A 17,049-nucleotide genomic window follows, 5' to 3' on the forward strand; every position below is an offset into this window, starting at 1 on the left:
GTTAGTACTCCTCCCGATACCGCTGAGCGATCTGGTCACTGATGACGTTCATGGTGAGCGTGACGATGAACAGGGTCAGTCCGAGTGCGAACATCGCGTCGTACGGCAGCGAGCCGCCGGTCAGGTCCCCGTTGGCGATCTGGACCATCGCGACGGTGATCGTCTGTCCCGGATCGAGGAGCACGTCGCCCGGATGCACGTAGGGGATCCCGAGCAGTCCGTTACGGACGCTCGGCATGCTCGCCTGTGCACCCATCGCGACGACGACGATCATCGTCTCGCCGATGGCGCGCGAGATCGCCAGAATGTACGAGGAAACGATCCCGGAGATCGCCGCGGGGACGACGACGTCGGTCGAAACCTCGTACTTCGTCGCGCCGAGCCCGTAGCCGGCCTGCCGGAGTTCGTCCGGGACGGCGCTCATGGCGTCTTCGCTGATCGAGGACACCATCGGGATGATCATGATCCCGACCATCAGGGACGCCGACAGCGCGTTGAACGTGCTCATCGAGGGGAACAGCGTCGCCTTCAGCGCCGGCGTCACGTACACGAGCGCGAAGTACCCGTAGACGACCGTCGGAATCCCCGACAGGATCTCGAGCAGCGGTTTGATGATCGACCGCGTTCGCGGCGTCGCGTACTCGCTGAGAAAGATCGCCGTAAGCGTCCCGATCGGGAGCGCGACGAACGCAGCCGTCAGCGTGACGACGATCGTCCCGGCCAGCAACGGCAGGATCCCGAAGGCCGAACCGCCGCCGGACGGGTTCGGACTCCAGTGGGTCCCGGTCAGGAACTCGACGATCGGATACTCGCTGAAAAACGTCAGCGCGTCCGAGAGGAGCGTCACGAAAATCGCGACCGTCGTCAGCAGCGTCACCGCTGCACAGGCGACGAAAAAGGTCCCGAACGACCGTTCCGTCAGTTTCTCGAGCCCGCCCGACCGCTGTAGGTCCGGCTGAGCCGACGCGTCACTCACGAGCGATCACCTCCCGTCGTCCTCCCCGATCCTTGGTTGACAGAGCCATCGGCGTCGATATCGAAAGCATCAGTTGTAATCCCCAGTTGAATAGTCGCAAATCGGTTCCCGACCGGCACCTCCAACAGCGTGCCGGAGCGGGGTCGTCTCGAGGCGGCGCCCTCGTCGCGGTGACGCTGCCGCCTCGGACTGTACGAGACAACCGCCCATCGTCTCGGTTACCCCTGTGCCTCTTCGATCGCGTCCTCGAGTTTCGACATCTGCTCCGACTGCTGCTCGTCGGTGAGCGGGACGTAGCCGACGTCGTCGGCGACGAGTTCCCGGTTGGTCGTCTGCTCGACGAAGTATCGCGCGAACTCGGCGACGTGCTCCTCGCCGAGCGAGGAGACCGAGGGGTACGTGTACAGCGAGCGGGACAGCGGGGTGTACTCGCCGGCCGAGGCGGTCTCGAGGCTCGGTTCGACGGGACCGTTGCCGTCGTCGATCGCGACTGCCGTCAACTGATCGGAGTTCTGGTAGTAGTAGGCGAACCCGAAGTAGCCGATGGCGTACTCGCTCCCCTGGACACCCTGGGCGATGGTGTTGTCCTGTTCGGTCGCCTGGTAGTCGTCGGTGTGGCCGCGGTCCTCGCCCATGATGTTCTCGATGAAGTAGTCGTAGGTACCGGAGGTGTCGTCGGCCCCGTAGCGTTCGATCTCCTCGTCGGGCCAGTCGCTGTTGACGTCGCTCCAGGTCTCGGCGGCGTCGGACTCCCAGATCTGTGCGATTTCCTCGACGGTCATCTCGGTCGCCCAGTCGTTGTCGTTGTTGATGACGACCGTGAGCGCGTCCGTTGCGGCGATAAGTTCGATCCACTCGACGCCGCTGTCCGCACACATCTGTTCCTCTTCTTCCTTGATCGCGCGGCTCGCGTTGTTGAAGTCGGTGTTGCCGGGACAGAAGTGGTTCTCGAAGCCGCCACCGGAACCGGTCGAACTGATATCGATATTGACCTCGGAGTGGTCGCGCTGGAAGTCCTCGGCAACCGCGGACATCAGCGGGAACACGGTGCTCGAGCCCGCGATCTGAATGTCGCCCGAGAGGCTACTCTGGCCGTTGCCGTTGCCGCTCCCGTTGCCATCCCCGTTGCCGTTCCCCTCACCCGTTTCCTCAGTACAGCCAGCAAGCGCAACGGCGCCGGCACCGCCGGCCGCTGCGATGAACTTGCGCCGCGATACTGCATCAACCGGACGTCCAGCCTGATTGTCCGTCATCACGTAGAGAGAGAAACAGCCCATAAAAAAGCGATGCTATGACTAATATATACTCGTACATATCTATATATCTGGATACTGTCCCGTCTACAGCGGCCGTCACGCGGCCGAATTTAGATTCCCTCGCCAGTTCGTCAGGGGACTTAACTGCCGTTTGAGTCGAGTCACGACGACCGAATCCGACGTTTCGGTCGAATTGTAGGCGTCACCGGCTATTGAATCCGGGGCTTGCGAGGGATGCGGGGGAAAATAGAGCCATATTTATTCCTATGTACTTCTACGTTGTACAGTATATAGCTACGTTTTACTACGAGCAGTATTGTGCCGGATATAGCGGATAGACCACGACAAGATCGTAGAAATCGGATCACTCTATAGATCCAGGTAGATTTATGTTCCATCCGTATCAACCGCGGTACATGGAGACACGCAAGGTCCAGGTGACCGGTGGGTCGACGTACACCGTCTCGTTGCCGAAGGACTGGGCGACCGACAACGACATCAGCAGCGGTACCATCGTCGAGATCTTTTCCGAGGACGACACGCTCCTCGTCACGCCGAAAAGCGACACGAACCATCAGGAGGGTACGCTCGACGTCTCCACGCTCGCGAACGAACAACTCGTTCGCGCCGTCCTCACGATGTACGTCAGCGGTTTCGACGTCATCCGCCTCGAGGCGAACCGGATTACGACCGAACAACGACGGGCGATCCGCAGTGCGATTCAGGGACTCATCGGCGTCGAGGTCGTCGAGGAACAGACCGACTGCGTCGTCGTGCAGGACCTCCTCGATTCGTCGGAGCTGTCGATCGTCAACGCCGTCACGCGCATGCGACTGATCGCGACCTCGATGCTCGCCGACGCCGTCACCGCCTTAGTCGAAAACGACGACGACATCGCTCACGACGTTATCGACCGCGACGACGACGTCGACCGGCTCTTCCTCGTCGTCTCGCGGATCTTCCGGGCGACGCTGCGCTCACCGCGAGCCGCCGAGGAACTCGGGCTCCCCCGCGAGGACTGCTTCGACTACCACTCGAGCGCCCGCCAACTCGAGCGCGTCGCGGACCACGCCGTCAAGATTAGCAACCTCGCGCTCAAACTCGAGGAGATCCCCGAAGACGTCGCCGATCCGCTCCTGGAACTGCACGCTGACGTCGAGAACATCCTCGAGACGTCGATGGACGCGCTGTTCGCCGAAGACGGCGACGAGGCGACCGCACAGAGCCACGACGCCCTCGAGGCCGTGCCGGAGATCGACGAACACACCCGCCGAATCGACGATATCCTCCGCGATCTCGATCCGGTGTTAGCCCAGTCGCTCGGCTTGATCCTCGACTCGCTGTCCCGGAGCGCCGACTACGGCGGGAACGTCGCCGAGACGGCGCTGCAGAAGGCCGCGCCGCGGCCCTAACTCGAGTCAGCCGGACTCGTCGCATCGTCCTCGAACCCGTCTCCTACGACGGCTCCGTATCCTGTCCTCGTCTCCATCGCCAACGGTATCCCGTCCTGCGCACCACCGACGCACCGTAGCCCGTCTTGGTCTCCACCAACGCACCGTTCTCCGGACCGTCCCGTGTCCCGCCCATCACCTGACCGACGCGGCCGCTTTTCACGATCGCGGCCGTATCGACTGCTATGCCCACCTACGAACGACGAACTCGAGTCGACGCGCCGCTCGAGGACGTCTGGGATTTCCACTCGCAGGTCTCCGGCCTCGAGGCACTGACGCCGGACTGGATGCGACTTCGCGTCGAATCCGTCGTCGGCCCCGACGGCAGCCCCGACCCCGACGTGCTCGAGGCCGGCTCGGAAGTGACGCTCTCGGTTCGGCCGTGCGGGATGGGACCGCGCCAACGGTGGATCTCGGTCATCACGGAGCGCGAACGGGACGACGGGACGGCCTACTTCCGCGACGAGATGGTCGACGGGCCGTTCGAGGAGTGGACCCATACGCACGCGTTCTACGCCGACGGCGAGGCGACGATCGTCCGGGACCGCGTCGAGTACGAACTCCCGCTGGGCCCGCTCGGTCCGCTCGGCGCGGCCGCGACGCCGTTCTCGTCGCTCGGCTTCGAAGCGATGTTTCGGGATCGCCACCGGCGGACGCGAGCCCTGCTCGAGTAGCCGCCAGCTACCGTCCCGAGCGATCGAGGCGCGGTTTCGGGAACCGAACCACGCTCGTTTTGCCGTCCAAGCCGCTACTGTGCGTATGACTCGACTCGAGGGAGCGGGTGAAAGCGAGGACGGCCCCATTACGCGGCGACGACTCCTCGGCGCAGCGGGCGCCGGAACGGCGCTCGTTGCGGGTTGTCTCGGCGGCGGAACCGAAGAAGACTCGGGAGTCGAGGGACACAGCGACGACGCGGCGGCCGACGGGGGCGAAAACCGCTACGGGGAGAGCCTCGTCGACCACCCCGGCGACGAGCCGATCGCGTTCGTCGACGGCCAGCAGTGTCCGGTCTGTCGCATGACGCCCGCCTCGTATGGGGGCTGGCACTGCCAACTCGCCCACGAAAACGGCGAGGGCGCCGTCTTCGACACGCCGGGCTGTCTGTTCGCGTACTACGCCTACCAACCGGTCGAGGCACCCGTCACCGCCGGCTGGGTGATGGGCATCGAAGCGGGCGACCTGATCGACGCCACCGAGGCCCACTACGTGCTCGTCACCGACAAGCGAGCGACCGCCGACGAACCGATGGGCCCCAACCCGCGCCCGTTCGCCGACCGCGAGGACGCCGTCGCCTACCTCGAGGACTGGGACGCGGAGGAGTTGACCGAGGACGACGTGATCTCCCTTTCCGACGTCGGTCAGGAGCACGCCGAAATCTACCGCGGAAACCGGCTGCCGTAGGCTCTTCGTTTTCCGTCCCGGCCGTCCGGAACCCGGAACGGAACTCGTTTCCCGTTCCGATCGCATTCTCGAGCCGTGTCCGGAATCGACCGCGAGGTGGCGCCCTACGCCGCGCTCGCCGTCGCCGTGTTCGCCGCGAGTACGAGCGCGATCCTCGTCCGGTGGAGCGAGGCGCCGAGTTCGGTCGCGGCGTTCTACCGGGTGCTGTTTACGACGGCGATCGTCGCGCCGGTCGCCCTCCTGCGACACCGCGGGGAGTTCGCACGACTTTCGCGATCCGATCTCGCCGGGGCCGTCGTCGCCGGCGTGGCACTGGCCGTTCACTTCGCGGCCTGGTTCGAGAGCCTCAACTACACGAGCGTCGCCGCCAGCGTGACTCTCGTCCAGACCCAGCCGATCTTCGTCGCGCTCGGCGCCGGACTCGTTCTCGGCGAACGGATCAGCCGCGAGACGGTGCTGGGGATCGCCGTCGCCGTCGTCGGCGCCGCCGCGATGTCGTTCGGCGACGCCGGGCAGGCGCCGCTGGCCGACGCGACGGCGCTCGGCAACGCGCTGGCGCTGCTCGGCGCGGTCACCGTCGCGGGCTACGTCCTCGCCGGCCGGTCGATCCGCCAGCGCGTCTCGCTGTTTCCCTACGTGACCGTCGTCTACACCGCCTGTGCGGCAACCCTGTTCCTCGTCGTCGGCGCGCAGGGCCACGACTACGTCGCTTACCCCGCTCGCGAGTGGCTGCTCTTCCTCGGGATGGCCGTCGGCCCCGGCGTCTTCGGCCACACGGTCGTCAACTGGACGCTGAAGCACCTCGAGTCGGTCGTCGTCAGCGTCGCCTGGCTGGGCGAGCCACTCGGGTCGGCGCTGCTGGCGGCCCTCCTGCTGGCTGAGATTCCTGACGGGATCACGGTCGTCGGTGGCCTCGTCGTCCTCGCAGGGATCTACGTCACGACGATCGAACGGGAGCGGGAGCGGGACGGACCCAAGACGGAGTCGCCGACTGACTGACCGGACCGTCGCCGCGCTCTGGATCGCGGTTACGACGGGTCCGTCGCCTCGAGAAACTCCTGCACGCGCGAGTCGAAGGTGGCCTTCCGCTCGTGGAAGGCGCCGTGTTTGGCGCCCGGAATCAACTCGAGGTCGCCGTTCGGGAGCCGTTCGACCGTCGCTCGAGTTCGTTCGGGCGGGAAGACCGGGTCGCGGTCGCCGCCGACGAGGAGCACCGGCGGTTCGACCGTCGACAAGAGATCCCGGCCGTCGAACTCGAGGACGAACTGCAGCGAGCGGCGGACGTCGGACGGATCGGCGGGTCGCGGCTGGAGGGGACGCCCGACCGTCCTGAGGAACAGGGGGTACGCGACCGCCCGGCCGTCGGTGAACATCGCCGTCGCGAGCCCGGATCGGATCGACGCCCAGTCGCGGTTGCGGGCCGCGACCTGGAACTCCCGGACCGTCTCCCGCGCGCCGTCGCCGATCCGGTGGGCGCTGTTCGCGAGAACGAGCCGGTCGACCAGTTCCGGCTGTTGGGCGGCCAGCGCCTGCCCGATCTGGCCGCCCATCGACACGCCGAGCACGTCGATGCCGACGTGCGAGTCGGCGATCGCCTCGAGAGCACGGGCGTGCGATTCGACGGCGTCGGCCGCGTCGTAGCCCGCCGGGAGTCCGCGCGGACGGCTGAGAACGTAGACCGTGTGCTCCCGGAGATAGCGGGCAAAGTACGGCGCGATCGCCCACCCAGTAAACGGCGGATAGGTGCCGGGAAACATCGAATCGCCGACGCCCGGCAGGACGACGAGCGCTCTCGAGCCGTCCCCGACGCTGGCGTAGGGGTGGTCGTCGGGGAGCGTGCCGGTATCACTGCGGAGCGCCGGCGGCGCGGCGGTTTGTATCGACAGCATAGGAGTACCTATTGCTCCTCGTCGGCATCCGTCCGATCGCCGACGTCCTCGCGCGATCGGATCTCGGCTTCCGGTTCGCCGTCGGTGAGTTCGGTCGGATCGACCTCGAGGTTCCGTCCCGCCTCCTCCTCGACGGACTCGAGGTCGTCGGCGTCGACGTGCTCGCCGCTGCCGCCGGTTTCGTCGATGGGATCCCGAGTTTCGGGATCGACCGCGTCGCCGTCTTCCATCTCCCCCATCGGATCGACTTCGTCGGTCGGCTCCGCCTGCTCGGGCGAGTGGTGTTCCGCGTCAGCCTCGGGTTCCGTTCGAGTTCGCGTTTCCGCGTCCGTCTCCACGGCCGGCTCGTCGGGTGCCGGTTCCGCACCCGTCTCGGGAGTCGATTCGGTTCGGCGCTCCGTTCCGAGCGTGGGATCGCTCTGGTCGGTTCCCGGTTCAGTGACGGACGACTCCACCGACGTGCCGGGGGAGTAGCTGTCGTCCGATTCGCTGGAGTCCGCGTTCGCAGCAGCGTCGGCGTCGGCTGCATCCGCATCGACGTTCGATTCGATGCTTTCAGCCGGTAGCTCCGCCTCGAGTCGAACCGCCTCCGCCGTAATCTCGCTCACGGCGTCGTCCGCGAGCGGAACGGTATCGGCGCCCCCGTCCCAGTCGAGGACGGCTTTGATCGAGTCGACGGCGTCGCCCGTCGGATCGACGTAGGCGGTCTCCCGGTCGACGTTCGCGACGGTCCCGACCCGCTCGCCGGTCGCGCTTTCGACGCGCTTGCCGATGTCGTCGTCCGTAAAGGTCGTCATACCCGGAGTCTAGCCGCGTCGGCGGGAAGGTTCTCAGCCTGCACAGGACGGGAAATCGATCCGGGCGGCCGTCGACCCGTCCCTCGACAGCGGACGGTGATTTCTTTGCGCCGGCCCGCCCAGCACGGGTATGCACGTCGTCGTCAACGCCGCCATGAGCGCGGACGGGAAGCTCTCCTCGAGACGCCGGGAACAGATCGCGATCAGCGGCGAGGCCGATTTCGAGCGCGTCGACCGACTCCGGGCCGACAGCGACGCCGTCGTCGTCGGCGTCGGCACCGTCCTCGCGGACGATCCGCGCCTCACCGTCAAGGACGACGACCTGCGCGCGCAGCGAGTCGAAGACGGCGAACCCGCGAATCCGGCCCGCGTCGTCGTCGACTCGAAGGCGCGAACGCCGGCGGATGCCGAACTCCTCGAGGACGACGCCGAAACCTACGTCTGTGTCAGCGAAGCCGCGCCCGTCGACCGGCGGATGGATCTGGCGAACCGCGGCGCCGAACTCGTCACCGCGGGCGACGACCGCGTCGACCTCCTGCGCGCGTTCGCGACGCTGCAGGAAGCCGGCCTCGAGCGCATCATGGTCGAGGGCGGCGGCGAACTCATCTTCTCGCTGTTCGAGGCCGGCTTGGTCGACGAGTTGCGGGTATTCGTCGGACCGAAGGTGATCGGCGGCCGCGACGCCCCCACGCTGGCCGACGGCGAGGGCTTCGTCGCGGACTTCCCGACGCTCGAACTCGAGAGCGTCGAGCGGCTCGACGACGGCGTCCTGTTGACGTGGCTGGCCGGCGGCCAGTAGCCCGAGGCCGGCGACCGCGCCCCGTCACATCTTTCCTCGCGCAACGCCTACGAGGCGGTATGGAACGAGCAACGTTCGGCGGCGGCTGTTTCTGGTGCGTCGAAGCGGCCTTCAAGGAACTGGACGGCGTCGAATCGGTGACCTCCGGCTACGCGGGCGGCCATACGGAGAACCCCACCTACGAGGCGGTCTGTTCGGGCGAAACCGGCCACGCCGAGGTCGTCCAGATCGAGTACGACCCCGACGCGATCGCCTACGAGGACCTGCTCGAGGTCTTCTTCACGATCCACGACCCGACGACGAAGGACCGCGAGGGCCCCGACGTCGGCTCGCAGTACCGGTCGGCGATCTACGCCCACGACGAGGAGCAACTCGAGACGGCCGAGCGGTTCGCCGCGGAACTCGAGAACGAAGGGCTCTACGAGGGGATCGTGACCGAGATCGAACCGCTCGAGACGTTCTACGAGGCCGAGGAGTACCACCAGGACTACTTCGAGAAGAACCCCAACGACGCGTACTGTACGATGCACGCGGCGCCGAAGGTCGAGAAGGTTCGCGAGAAGTTCGCCGACGACGTCGCCGCGACGCAGTAACCCGCGACGCAGTAACTGCTCAGTAACTCGACCTCTCGTTTCGATCGACAGCGGCGGCCGGCACACGAACGGCTGACGCCTATCCCGAACGCCGGTAAACGGCTCCGTATGTTCGACGATCGCCCGCCGGCCGAAACCGTCCGGTCGACGTCCGAGGCCGCTCCTGCTCCCGGCCGCGACGACAGCTCGAGATCGGCGCTCCTCGCGGGGGCGCTTGTCCTTGCGCTGCTCCTCGTCGGAATCGTCCTCGGTGTCCGCCGACGGGAGGAGCCGGGCCTCGAGCCACCGTTCTGACAACCGATTCGATCGCCCGCGACGCGGAGCGAAATGCGGCGACGAACGCGTCCCCGACGCGCCGAGTACCTCCCGACTCAGTTTTCAAGCCGTGCCTTTTCGGACGGGGGTGTCGGAGTCCGAGCCGATGGACGAACGGAGCGAGCCGACCGGCGACGACGCGCCCGTGATCCGCGTCGCCGGCGGTTCCAGAAGCCGGCGACGGACGCACCGCGCGCTCGAGGAGATTCGGTCGGCGGCCGCGGACGGCGATACGACGGTCCTCGAGACGGGACCGACCGGACTCCGACGCGACGAACCCCTGATTCTTCTCACCCGCGACGGTCGGACGGCGTTTCACTCGGCGCCGGTGACCGGTCGCCTCGAGTCGCTGGTCGAAACGCTCGAGCGGGGCGGCCTCCCGACCGACGACGCGATCGCCGTCGTCGACCACGAGTCTGAGCCGTCGTCGCTGCCGGCGCCGGACGAGGGAGCGCTCTCGGTGGGTCGACGCCGCGTTCTCGGCCGCTGCGGCTGGATCGAGTCCGCGTCGGTTCCGAAGCCCGACGCCGACGCGTCGGCGGCCGAACTGGCCAGCGACGAGCCCGAGACGGCCCTCTCGCGCGTCCGCGAGGTCGGCCTGCTGGGTCGCGGCCGCGGCGACTGGTGCGCCGACGAACCGGTCCACGAGGAGTGGGAGGTGGCCCGCGAGGCGGCTGCAGAGGGCGGCGAGGACCGCGAACCCGTTGTCGTCGTCAACGCCAACGAGAGCGACGACCGCAACGAGACCGACCGGACCCTGCTCGAGGGCGCGGCGGGCGAGGTGCTCGACGGCGCGCTCGCGGTCGCCGAACTCGTCGGTGCCGCGGACGTCGTCGTCTACTGCAACGAGAACGACGACGCGGCTCGCGAGCGCGTCCGCGACGCCGCCCGGAACGCGGCGGAGGCGCTCACCGACCGACTCGGCCGGGACGAGGGCCCCGAAGTCGTCGTCGGCCCCGACCGCTACATCGCCACCGAGCCGACGATGGCCCTCGAGGCGATGGAAGGAAACGACCGGCTCGAGGCGCGTCTGCGCCCACCCTCGCCCGCGGAACACGGCCTCTACGGCCGGCCGACCGTCGTCCACACGCCGCGGACGGTGGCGCAGGTTCGTCAGGCGATGCTCGAGCCGGACGCGTTCGACGCCGACGACGCCGATCCCGGGACGCGACTCGTGACCGTCACCGGCGACGTGGACGCGACGGCGACCGTGGAACTGCCGACCGGCGGGACGCTCGAGGCCGTCCGCGAGGCGGTCGACCTCGAGGGCCGGTTCAAGATGGCCTGCGTGGGCGGGCAGTTCGGCGGCTTCGCGCGGTCGCTTTCTCACTCGCCGTCGGCGCCGGCGCTCGAGGGCGCCGGTCTCGGAACGGCGGGCGTCGTCGAACTGCTGAACGAGGACACCTGCGTCCTCGCGGCGGCCGGGCGCCGGTCGAATTTCGCGGTGGAGGAAAACTGCGGCCGGTGTGTCACCTGCCGCGAGGGATCGCAGCAACTCACGGGGATGCTCCGGGACGTCTACGCCGGCGAGTACCGGGACGCGAAGATCCGTGAACTGACTCGCGTGATGGGTGAGACGAGCATCTGCCAGTTCGGCCGAACGGCGATCCGGCCGGCGGTCACGGCGATGCGCGAGTTCGAGCGCGAGGTCGCCGCCCACGCCGAGGGGCGCTGTCCGAGCGGGGAGTGTGCGCCCGGGAACGGCGGCTCCGGCTCCGGCTCCGGAAGCGGCTCGAGTACCGACACCGGCGTCAGTACGGACGGGGGACGAGCGCGATGAGTAGCGAGGATCCGGCGAGTCACGTCGACGACGTCGAAACCGAGCGGCGATCGACACCGGTCGAGCGACTGCCGTCGGTGCCCGAGGTAACCGATCCGCGGCCGAGCACGCCGCTGACCGAGCAGTTCGAGACCGGGACGGCGAACGATCCCGACGTGAGATCGGCCGGTACCGATCCCACTGCGCTGGACGCGGCCGACGCGTCCGACGACGGGGACTCGACGACGCTCGAGATCGACGGGACGCCGGTCACGGTCCCGCCTGGATCGACGATTATCGACGCCATCGAAGCAGCGGAGCCGGCCGACGAAATCGCCGCACTCTGCTACTACGATCGGGATACCGAGCAGGCCGACGCGATCGGGCCCCGCGGCGAGTGCCGGACCTGTACCGTCCACACCGAGGGACACGGGCTCGTGCCGGCCTGCTCGTTCCCGGCCGAGGACGGGCTCACGGTCCGGACCGATCAGGACGATGCGGCCGAAGCGCGGGAGGTCAATCTGGACCTCCAGCTATCCGACCACAACCTCCGCTGTACGACCTGCGGGCAGAACGGCCGCTGCGAACTGCAGGACACCTCGATCGAGCAGGGCGTCGAGGAGCCCCGCTGGGGCGTCTTCGAGGACCGCGACGAGTACGAACCGCTGGACGATACCTCGCCGGCCATCCAGATCGACCGCAACAAGTGCATCCTCTGTAACCGCTGCGTCGAGGCCTGCAACGACGTGCAGGTCGAGGGCGTCCTCCGCATGGAGGGCAACGGCCAGGACACTCGCATCGCCTTCCAGAACGGCGAGGAAACCTTCGACGAGTCCACCTGCGTCTCCTGCGGCCACTGTGCGACCGTCTGTCCGACCGGCGCCCTCGTCGAGCAGGGGCTGACCGACATCGCGACGATCCCGCTCCCCGGCTTCACCCAAGAAAATTCGATCGGGAAGGTACTCGAGAGCCCGAAAGCCGAGACGGCCGACGTGACGGAAGCGCCGAACCGCGACCTGCCGTACGACACGGGCGGAAGAACGGGTGCCACGGCCGCGACCGAAGACGAGGACCTGTCCGGCGTCGCCCGCTACATGTCCGTCGCGAGGGCTCGAGCCGGAAACGCCAAGCGCCACGCGAGCGACACCGTTCGGCGGGCCGGCGACCGCGCGCTCGAGGAGTTCGAACACGTCTCCGAGGAAATCGCCAGCGAGGCGATGCCGGTCGGTCGCCTGTTCGACGTCGCGACGACGATCGGCGATGTCCGTCTCTCGCGGGTCACGAAGGCCGAGACGACCTGCAACTACTGCGCCGTCGGCTGTCGGTTCGAACTCTACGGGAAGGACGGCGAGGTCGTCGGTGTCCGGCCCGTCGAGCCAGATTCGGCGCCGGCGAACGACTTCTCGACCTGCGTCAAAGGCAAGTTCGGCTACGACTACGTCGACGCCGACGACCGCCTCGAGACGCCCCTGATCCGCAAGGACGACGCACCGGACGGCCCGGTTGGTCGCGACGGGTTCCGCGAAGCGTCGTGGGAAGAAGCGCTCGAGCGGGTCTACGAGGGGCTCTCCGCAATCAAGGACGAACACGGCCCCGAATCCCTCTCGGTCATCTCCTCCTCGAAGACGACCAACGAGGAGAACTTCCTCAACCAGAAGTTCGCCCGGCAGGTGCTGGGCACGCCCCACGTCGACAACTGCGCGCGGCTCTGTCACTCTTCGACGGTGGCCGCGCTGAAACAGACCGTCGGCTACGGCGCGATGACCAACCGAATCAACGAGGACGTCGGGAAGACCGACTGCTACCTCGTCACCGGCTCCAATACGACCGAATCCCATCCCGTCCTCGCGACCCGCATCAAGCAGAACGTCCGCGACGGCGCGGACCTGATCGTCTTCGACCCGCGCGAGATCGGCCTGGCCGAGCACGCCGACCAGTACGTCCGGACGACGCCCGGCGAGGACGTCGCCTGGATCAACGGAATGATTCGGTACATCGTCGAGAACGACCTCCACGACGAGGAATTCGTCGAGAAGCGAACGAAACATTTCGACAACTTAAAAGAGAAAGTCGAGCCGTTCACGCCCGAGCAGGTCGAGGAGCTGACGGCCGTTCCCGCCGAGGAACTGACGAAAGCCGCCGAGACGATCGCCACCGCGGACACCTGCATCTTCGGCTGGGCGATGGGGCTGACCCAGCACACCACAGGGACGCGCAACGTGCTGGCCATCGCCGATCTCGCGCTGGTGACCGGCAACCTCGGCAAACCCCGCGCCGGTCTCTCGCCGTTCCGCGGCCAGAACAACGTCCAGGGCGGCGGGGGCGACATGGGTCCGGCGCCGCACAACCTGCCGGGCTACCAGGATCTGGGCGACGAGGACGTGCTCGACAAATTCAAAGCGGAGTGGGGCGAGCGCCCGCCGAACGACGTCGGGCTCCGGCTCCCCGAACAGTTCCACGCCATCACCGACGGCGACCTTCGCGGCACCTTCATCATGGGCGAGAACCCCGTCCTCTCGGAGCCCGACATCGACAACGCCCGGCGGGCGCTCGAGGAACTCGAGTTTCTCGCGGTTCAGGACATCTTCCTGACCGAGTCGGCCGAGTACGCCGACGTCGTCCTGCCGGCCGCCTCCGCCGCCGAGAAGTCGGGAACCTTCACCAACACGGAGCGGCGCATCCAGCGGGTCCGGCCCGCGGTCGAGCCGCCGGGCGAGGCGAAGGCCGACCGAAAGATCCTCGAGCAACTCGCCCGCCGGTTCGGTTACGACTGGGACTACGACGGCCCGGCCGACGTGATGGAGGAGATCAACCAGCTAGTGCCGATCTACGGCGGCGTCACCTACGAGCGCCTCGAAGAGCAAACGAAGGGGATCCAGTGGCCCTGCTTCGACGCGGACGATCCCGGCACGCCGTACCTCTACGAGGACGAGTTCAATTTCGAGGACGGGAAGGCGCGGTTCGTCCCCGCAGACTACGCGAATCCGCCGGAGATGCCCGACGAGGAGTACCCGCTCACCCTCTCTTCGGGTCGCGTGCTCTACCACTGGCACACGGGCACGATGACCCGCCGCGTCGGGACGCTGATGAACCACGTCCCCGAGAGCTTCGTGACGATCCACCCCGAGATGGCCGAGCCGTTGGGTATCGAGGATCAGGAGTACGTCCGCGTCCAGTCCCGCCAGGGGGAGATCGTCGTGAAGGCGAACGTCGAGGGGACGTCCGATCCCGGCGTCGTCTTCATCCCGATGCACTTCCCGCAGGGCGCGATCAACGAACTCACCGAGCACGAACTCGACCCGACATCGTTCATCCCGCAGTACAAGGTGACGAGCGTCCGCGTCACGCCGCTGGACGTTCCGCCCGAGGAGGCGGCCAACGTGGTTTCGCCGACGCCGGGCCAACTCGAGGGCCAGGGTGGCGACCCCGAAGACGTCGGCGGACGGCAGGCCGACGACTGATCGATCGGAGGATGCCCGTGTGCGTCGGCTTGGGTTCAGTCGAAAGCTCCACCTCGAATCCGCTTCCTAGTCGATTTCACTGGCGCTGTCCGTCGGCGGATTCGGTTGCCCAGACGTGGTAACAGCGGACCGGATACCGGCCTCGAGGAAGTCGAGATGACCGATACTCTCGTGACGACGCTCGGCGAGCAACTCAACAACGTCACCGAGGCGATCGAAGCCCAGTCGCTGGCGTCCAGTCCCTGATCAACCGCCGACTCGATCGGACCCGAACAATCAGTAGCCGCCCGAATCCTCGAAACACCGCCCGCAGCGCTCGAGTTCGGCTTCGACCGCTTGCTCGATTTCTGCTTCCGAGGTTTCCCGAATGCGCTCCGTCGGCACGTGGCGCAACGCGCCGCAGTCGGCCGGTTGGTTTCGCGTGCTGCGCGCAGGCTTGTGAGCCGTCTTCGTCGATTCGTTGAGAACGATTCGCATGTGTGACTCACCGCCGGACGGTGGTATAATGGATTTCCGTGGTAGTGCCGTACAGGCGCCCTGGATAGTCGATTTTGATTTGATGACCCGTTGTCGAGAGCGGCGGTGATCCGTAGAGATAAGCCATTTGTATTATCCGGTAGTATTCCTCACCGATGGCATTCAGCGACCGACTACTCGAGGAGGGCGAACAGCTCTGGGCGGCTCAGAAGGACCACCCGTTCGTGCGGGAACTCGCGGCGGGCACGCTCGAGGAGGACGCGTTCCTCCACTGGGTGCGCCAGGACTATCGCTACTTGCTGGACTACGCTCGCGTGTTCGCGATCGCCGGGACGAAGGCTCGCGACGAGGAGACGATGACCCACCTGCTGGGCGTCGCCCACGAGATCCTCGACTTCGAGATGGACCTCCACCGCGAGTTCGCCGCCGACTACGGTATCGACCTCGCCGATCTCGAGGCCGTCGAGAAGGCGCCCACCTGCGTCGCTTACACGAACTTCCTCGTCCGAACGGCTCACGAGGGATCGCTCGCTGAGATCGCGGCGGCGATCTACCCCTGCGGCCAGGGCTATCTCGACATCGCCGAACACATGGCCGAGATCGCGACCGACGGAGAGAATCCCTACCAGCCGTTCATCGAGAAGTACACCAGCGACGAGTTCCGCGAGGCCGTCGACTGGATGCGGACGTTCGTCGACCGCTGCGGCGAGCGCTACCCCGGCGAGCACGACGCCATGCGCGAGGCGTTCCGCACGAGCGCCAAACTCGAGCACCAGTTCTGGGAGATGGCCTACACGCAGGAAGGGTGGGAGACGGCGACGGCGATCGACGTCTAACCCGCTGCGATCGGTCGCCGTCGAACCGAACGGCCGCTAGTCGTGACCCGACACCGGCACCGGTTCGTACGGCTCCTCGAGGTAGGCGATATCCGACGCCGACAGCGAGATCTCGAGCGCCTCGACGGCCTGCTCTAAGTGCTCGACGCTCGTGGTGCCGACGATCGGCGCGTCGACCCAGTCCTTGTGGAGCAACCACGAGAGGGCGATCTGGGCCATCGTGACGCCCTTCTCGGCGGCCAGTTCCGCCACGCGCTCGTTGATCTCTTGGCCGCCGCCCTCGCGGTAGGGGTGGTCGTACAGGTGCTCTTCCGTCTCGCCGCGCGTCGTCGCGTCGATCTCCTCGTGGGGCCGCGTGAGATACCCCCGCGCCAGCGGCGACCACGGCATGACGCCGACGTTTTCCTTCTCGCACAGCGGGAGCATCTCCCGTTCCTCCTCGCGATAGACGAGGTTGTAGTGGTTCTGCATCGTCGCGAACCGCTCGAGGCCGAGCCGGTCGCTCGCGTGCAGCGACTCGGCGAACTGGTGTGCCCACATCGACGAGGCGCCGACGTAGCGCACCTGCCCGCGGCGGACGGCGTCGTCCAACGCCTGCAGCGTCGTCTCGATCGGCGTGTCGTCGTCCCAGCGGTGGATCTGGTAGAGGTCGACGGTGTCCATCCCCAGTCGATCGAGGCTCGCCTCGAGTTCCTGTTCGATGGCCTTCCGCGAGAGTCCGCCCGAGTTCGGGTCGTCCTCGCGCATCTGGAAGTACCCCTTCGTCGCGACGACGGACTCCTCGCGGTAGCCCTCGAGGGCCTCGCCGAGGATCCGCTCGGACTCGCCCGTCGAGTACATGTTCGCGGTGTCGAAGAAGTTGATCCCGAGGTCGATCGCCCGGTCGATGATCTCCGTGCTCTCCTCGTCGTCTAAGACCCACTCGCGCCAGTCGGGATCGCCGAAACTCATGCAGCCCAGGCAGATCCTGCTGACTTCCATGCCGGTGTCGCCGAGGGTCGTGTACTCCATGCACGGGCGTACGCGGGCCGGCGAAAAA

Annotated in this window: 16 protein-coding genes; 10 read left to right on the forward strand and 6 right to left on the reverse strand. The window is 66.9% G+C overall.

Features of this window, described 5'->3' with window-relative positions; all coding sequences use genetic code 11:
• Nucleotide 1: 1 nt before the first annotated feature.
• A complete protein-coding gene (gene pstC / locus ATJ93_RS02815; RefSeq protein ID WP_120243107.1) occupies nucleotides 2-976 on the reverse strand; it encodes a phosphate ABC transporter permease subunit PstC in 975 nt (324 codons plus the stop codon).
• 218 nt (nucleotides 977-1,194) lie between these two features.
• Nucleotides 1,195-2,229 (reverse strand): PstS family phosphate ABC transporter substrate-binding protein, encoded by a 1,035-nt coding sequence (locus ATJ93_RS02820; RefSeq protein ID WP_120243902.1) that lies wholly within the window; start codon nucleotides 2,227-2,229, stop codon nucleotides 1,195-1,197.
• A 419-nt stretch (nucleotides 2,230-2,648) separates the two neighbouring features.
• Between ATJ93_RS02820 and ATJ93_RS02825 the strand changes: the two genes are divergently transcribed.
• The 4 genes from ATJ93_RS02825 (at nucleotide 2,649) to ATJ93_RS02840 (ending at nucleotide 6,083) form a co-directional block, all read left to right on the forward strand.
• On the forward strand, nucleotides 2,649-3,644 hold the full coding sequence (locus ATJ93_RS02825; protein WP_120243903.1) for a phosphate uptake regulator PhoU: 996 nt from the start codon (nucleotides 2,649-2,651) through the stop codon (nucleotides 3,642-3,644).
• 224 nt (nucleotides 3,645-3,868) lie between these two features.
• Complete coding sequence (locus tag ATJ93_RS02830; protein WP_120243108.1) at nucleotides 3,869-4,357, forward strand: SRPBCC family protein; 489 nt, start codon at nucleotides 3,869-3,871, stop codon at nucleotides 4,355-4,357.
• An 85-nt stretch (nucleotides 4,358-4,442) separates the two neighbouring features.
• On the forward strand, nucleotides 4,443-5,084 hold the full coding sequence (locus ATJ93_RS02835; protein ID WP_120243109.1) for a nitrous oxide reductase accessory protein NosL: 642 nt from the start codon (nucleotides 4,443-4,445) through the stop codon (nucleotides 5,082-5,084).
• Nucleotides 5,085-5,159: 75 nt separating this feature from the next.
• The gene (locus ATJ93_RS02840) at nucleotides 5,160-6,083 is read left to right on the forward strand and encodes a DMT family transporter (protein WP_120243110.1); all 924 of its coding nucleotides are present in this window, start codon (nucleotides 5,160-5,162) and stop codon (nucleotides 6,081-6,083) included.
• 29 nt (nucleotides 6,084-6,112) lie between these two features.
• Here the strand turns inward: ATJ93_RS02840 and ATJ93_RS02845 are convergent, their stop codons facing one another.
• Together ATJ93_RS02845 and ATJ93_RS02850 are read right to left on the reverse strand one after the other, a co-directional pair.
• Entirely contained in the window at nucleotides 6,113-6,973 is an 861-nt protein-coding gene (locus ATJ93_RS02845; protein WP_120243111.1) for an alpha/beta fold hydrolase, read from the reverse strand.
• 8 nt (nucleotides 6,974-6,981) lie between these two features.
• Nucleotides 6,982-7,770 (reverse strand): hypothetical protein, encoded by a 789-nt coding sequence (locus tag ATJ93_RS02850; RefSeq protein ID WP_120243112.1) that lies wholly within the window; start codon nucleotides 7,768-7,770, stop codon nucleotides 6,982-6,984.
• A gap of 130 nt (nucleotides 7,771-7,900) precedes the next feature.
• On the opposite strand from ATJ93_RS02850, the gene ATJ93_RS02855 reads away from it, so the two are divergent.
• The 5 genes from ATJ93_RS02855 to fdhF all read left to right on the forward strand — a co-directional run bounded on the left by ATJ93_RS02855 (nucleotide 7,901) and on the right by fdhF (nucleotide 14,697).
• Nucleotides 7,901-8,569: a 2,5-diamino-6-(ribosylamino)-4(3H)-pyrimidinone 5'-phosphate reductase gene (locus ATJ93_RS02855; RefSeq protein WP_120243113.1), complete on the forward strand. Its 669-nt coding sequence runs from the start codon at nucleotides 7,901-7,903 to the stop codon at nucleotides 8,567-8,569.
• Nucleotides 8,570-8,628: 59 nt separating this feature from the next.
• Nucleotides 8,629-9,162 (forward strand): peptide-methionine (S)-S-oxide reductase MsrA, encoded by a 534-nt coding sequence (gene msrA, locus ATJ93_RS02860; protein ID WP_120243114.1) that lies wholly within the window; start codon nucleotides 8,629-8,631, stop codon nucleotides 9,160-9,162.
• 108 nt (nucleotides 9,163-9,270) lie between these two features.
• A complete protein-coding gene (locus ATJ93_RS02865; RefSeq protein ID WP_120243115.1) occupies nucleotides 9,271-9,456 on the forward strand; it encodes an LPXTG cell wall anchor domain-containing protein in 186 nt (61 codons plus the stop codon).
• Between the two features lie 127 nt (nucleotides 9,457-9,583).
• Nucleotides 9,584-11,257, forward strand: coding sequence for an NADH-ubiquinone oxidoreductase-F iron-sulfur binding region domain-containing protein (locus ATJ93_RS02870; RefSeq protein ID WP_120243904.1), 1,674 nt, complete (start codon nucleotides 9,584-9,586; stop codon nucleotides 11,255-11,257).
• Complete coding sequence (gene fdhF, locus ATJ93_RS02875; RefSeq protein WP_120243905.1) at nucleotides 11,254-14,697, forward strand: formate dehydrogenase subunit alpha; 3,444 nt, start codon at nucleotides 11,254-11,256, stop codon at nucleotides 14,695-14,697. Before ATJ93_RS02870 ends, fdhF begins: the two co-directional genes overlap by 4 nt.
• Before the next feature lie 276 nt (nucleotides 14,698-14,973).
• Here fdhF and ATJ93_RS02880 read toward each other — a convergent pair whose 3' ends face one another.
• Entirely contained in the window at nucleotides 14,974-15,174 is a 201-nt protein-coding gene (locus ATJ93_RS02880) for a hypothetical protein (protein WP_120243116.1), read from the reverse strand.
• Between the two features lie 155 nt (nucleotides 15,175-15,329).
• Here ATJ93_RS02880 and tenA point away from each other — a divergent pair, with 155 nt between their 5' ends.
• Nucleotides 15,330-16,010: a thiaminase II gene (gene tenA, locus ATJ93_RS02885; RefSeq protein ID WP_120243117.1), complete on the forward strand. Its 681-nt coding sequence runs from the start codon at nucleotides 15,330-15,332 to the stop codon at nucleotides 16,008-16,010.
• 36 nt (nucleotides 16,011-16,046) lie between these two features.
• Here tenA and ATJ93_RS02890 read toward each other — a convergent pair whose 3' ends face one another.
• Nucleotides 16,047-17,021, reverse strand: a complete 975-nt coding sequence (locus ATJ93_RS02890) for an aldo/keto reductase (RefSeq protein ID WP_120243118.1) — start codon at nucleotides 17,019-17,021, stop codon at nucleotides 16,047-16,049.
• Nucleotides 17,022-17,049 lie beyond the last annotated feature (28 nt).

Origin of the sequence: Halopiger aswanensis (genome assembly GCF_003610195.1) — an archaeon.
In the GTDB taxonomy this organism is placed as follows: domain Archaea; phylum Halobacteriota; class Halobacteria; order Halobacteriales; family Natrialbaceae; genus Halopiger; species Halopiger aswanensis.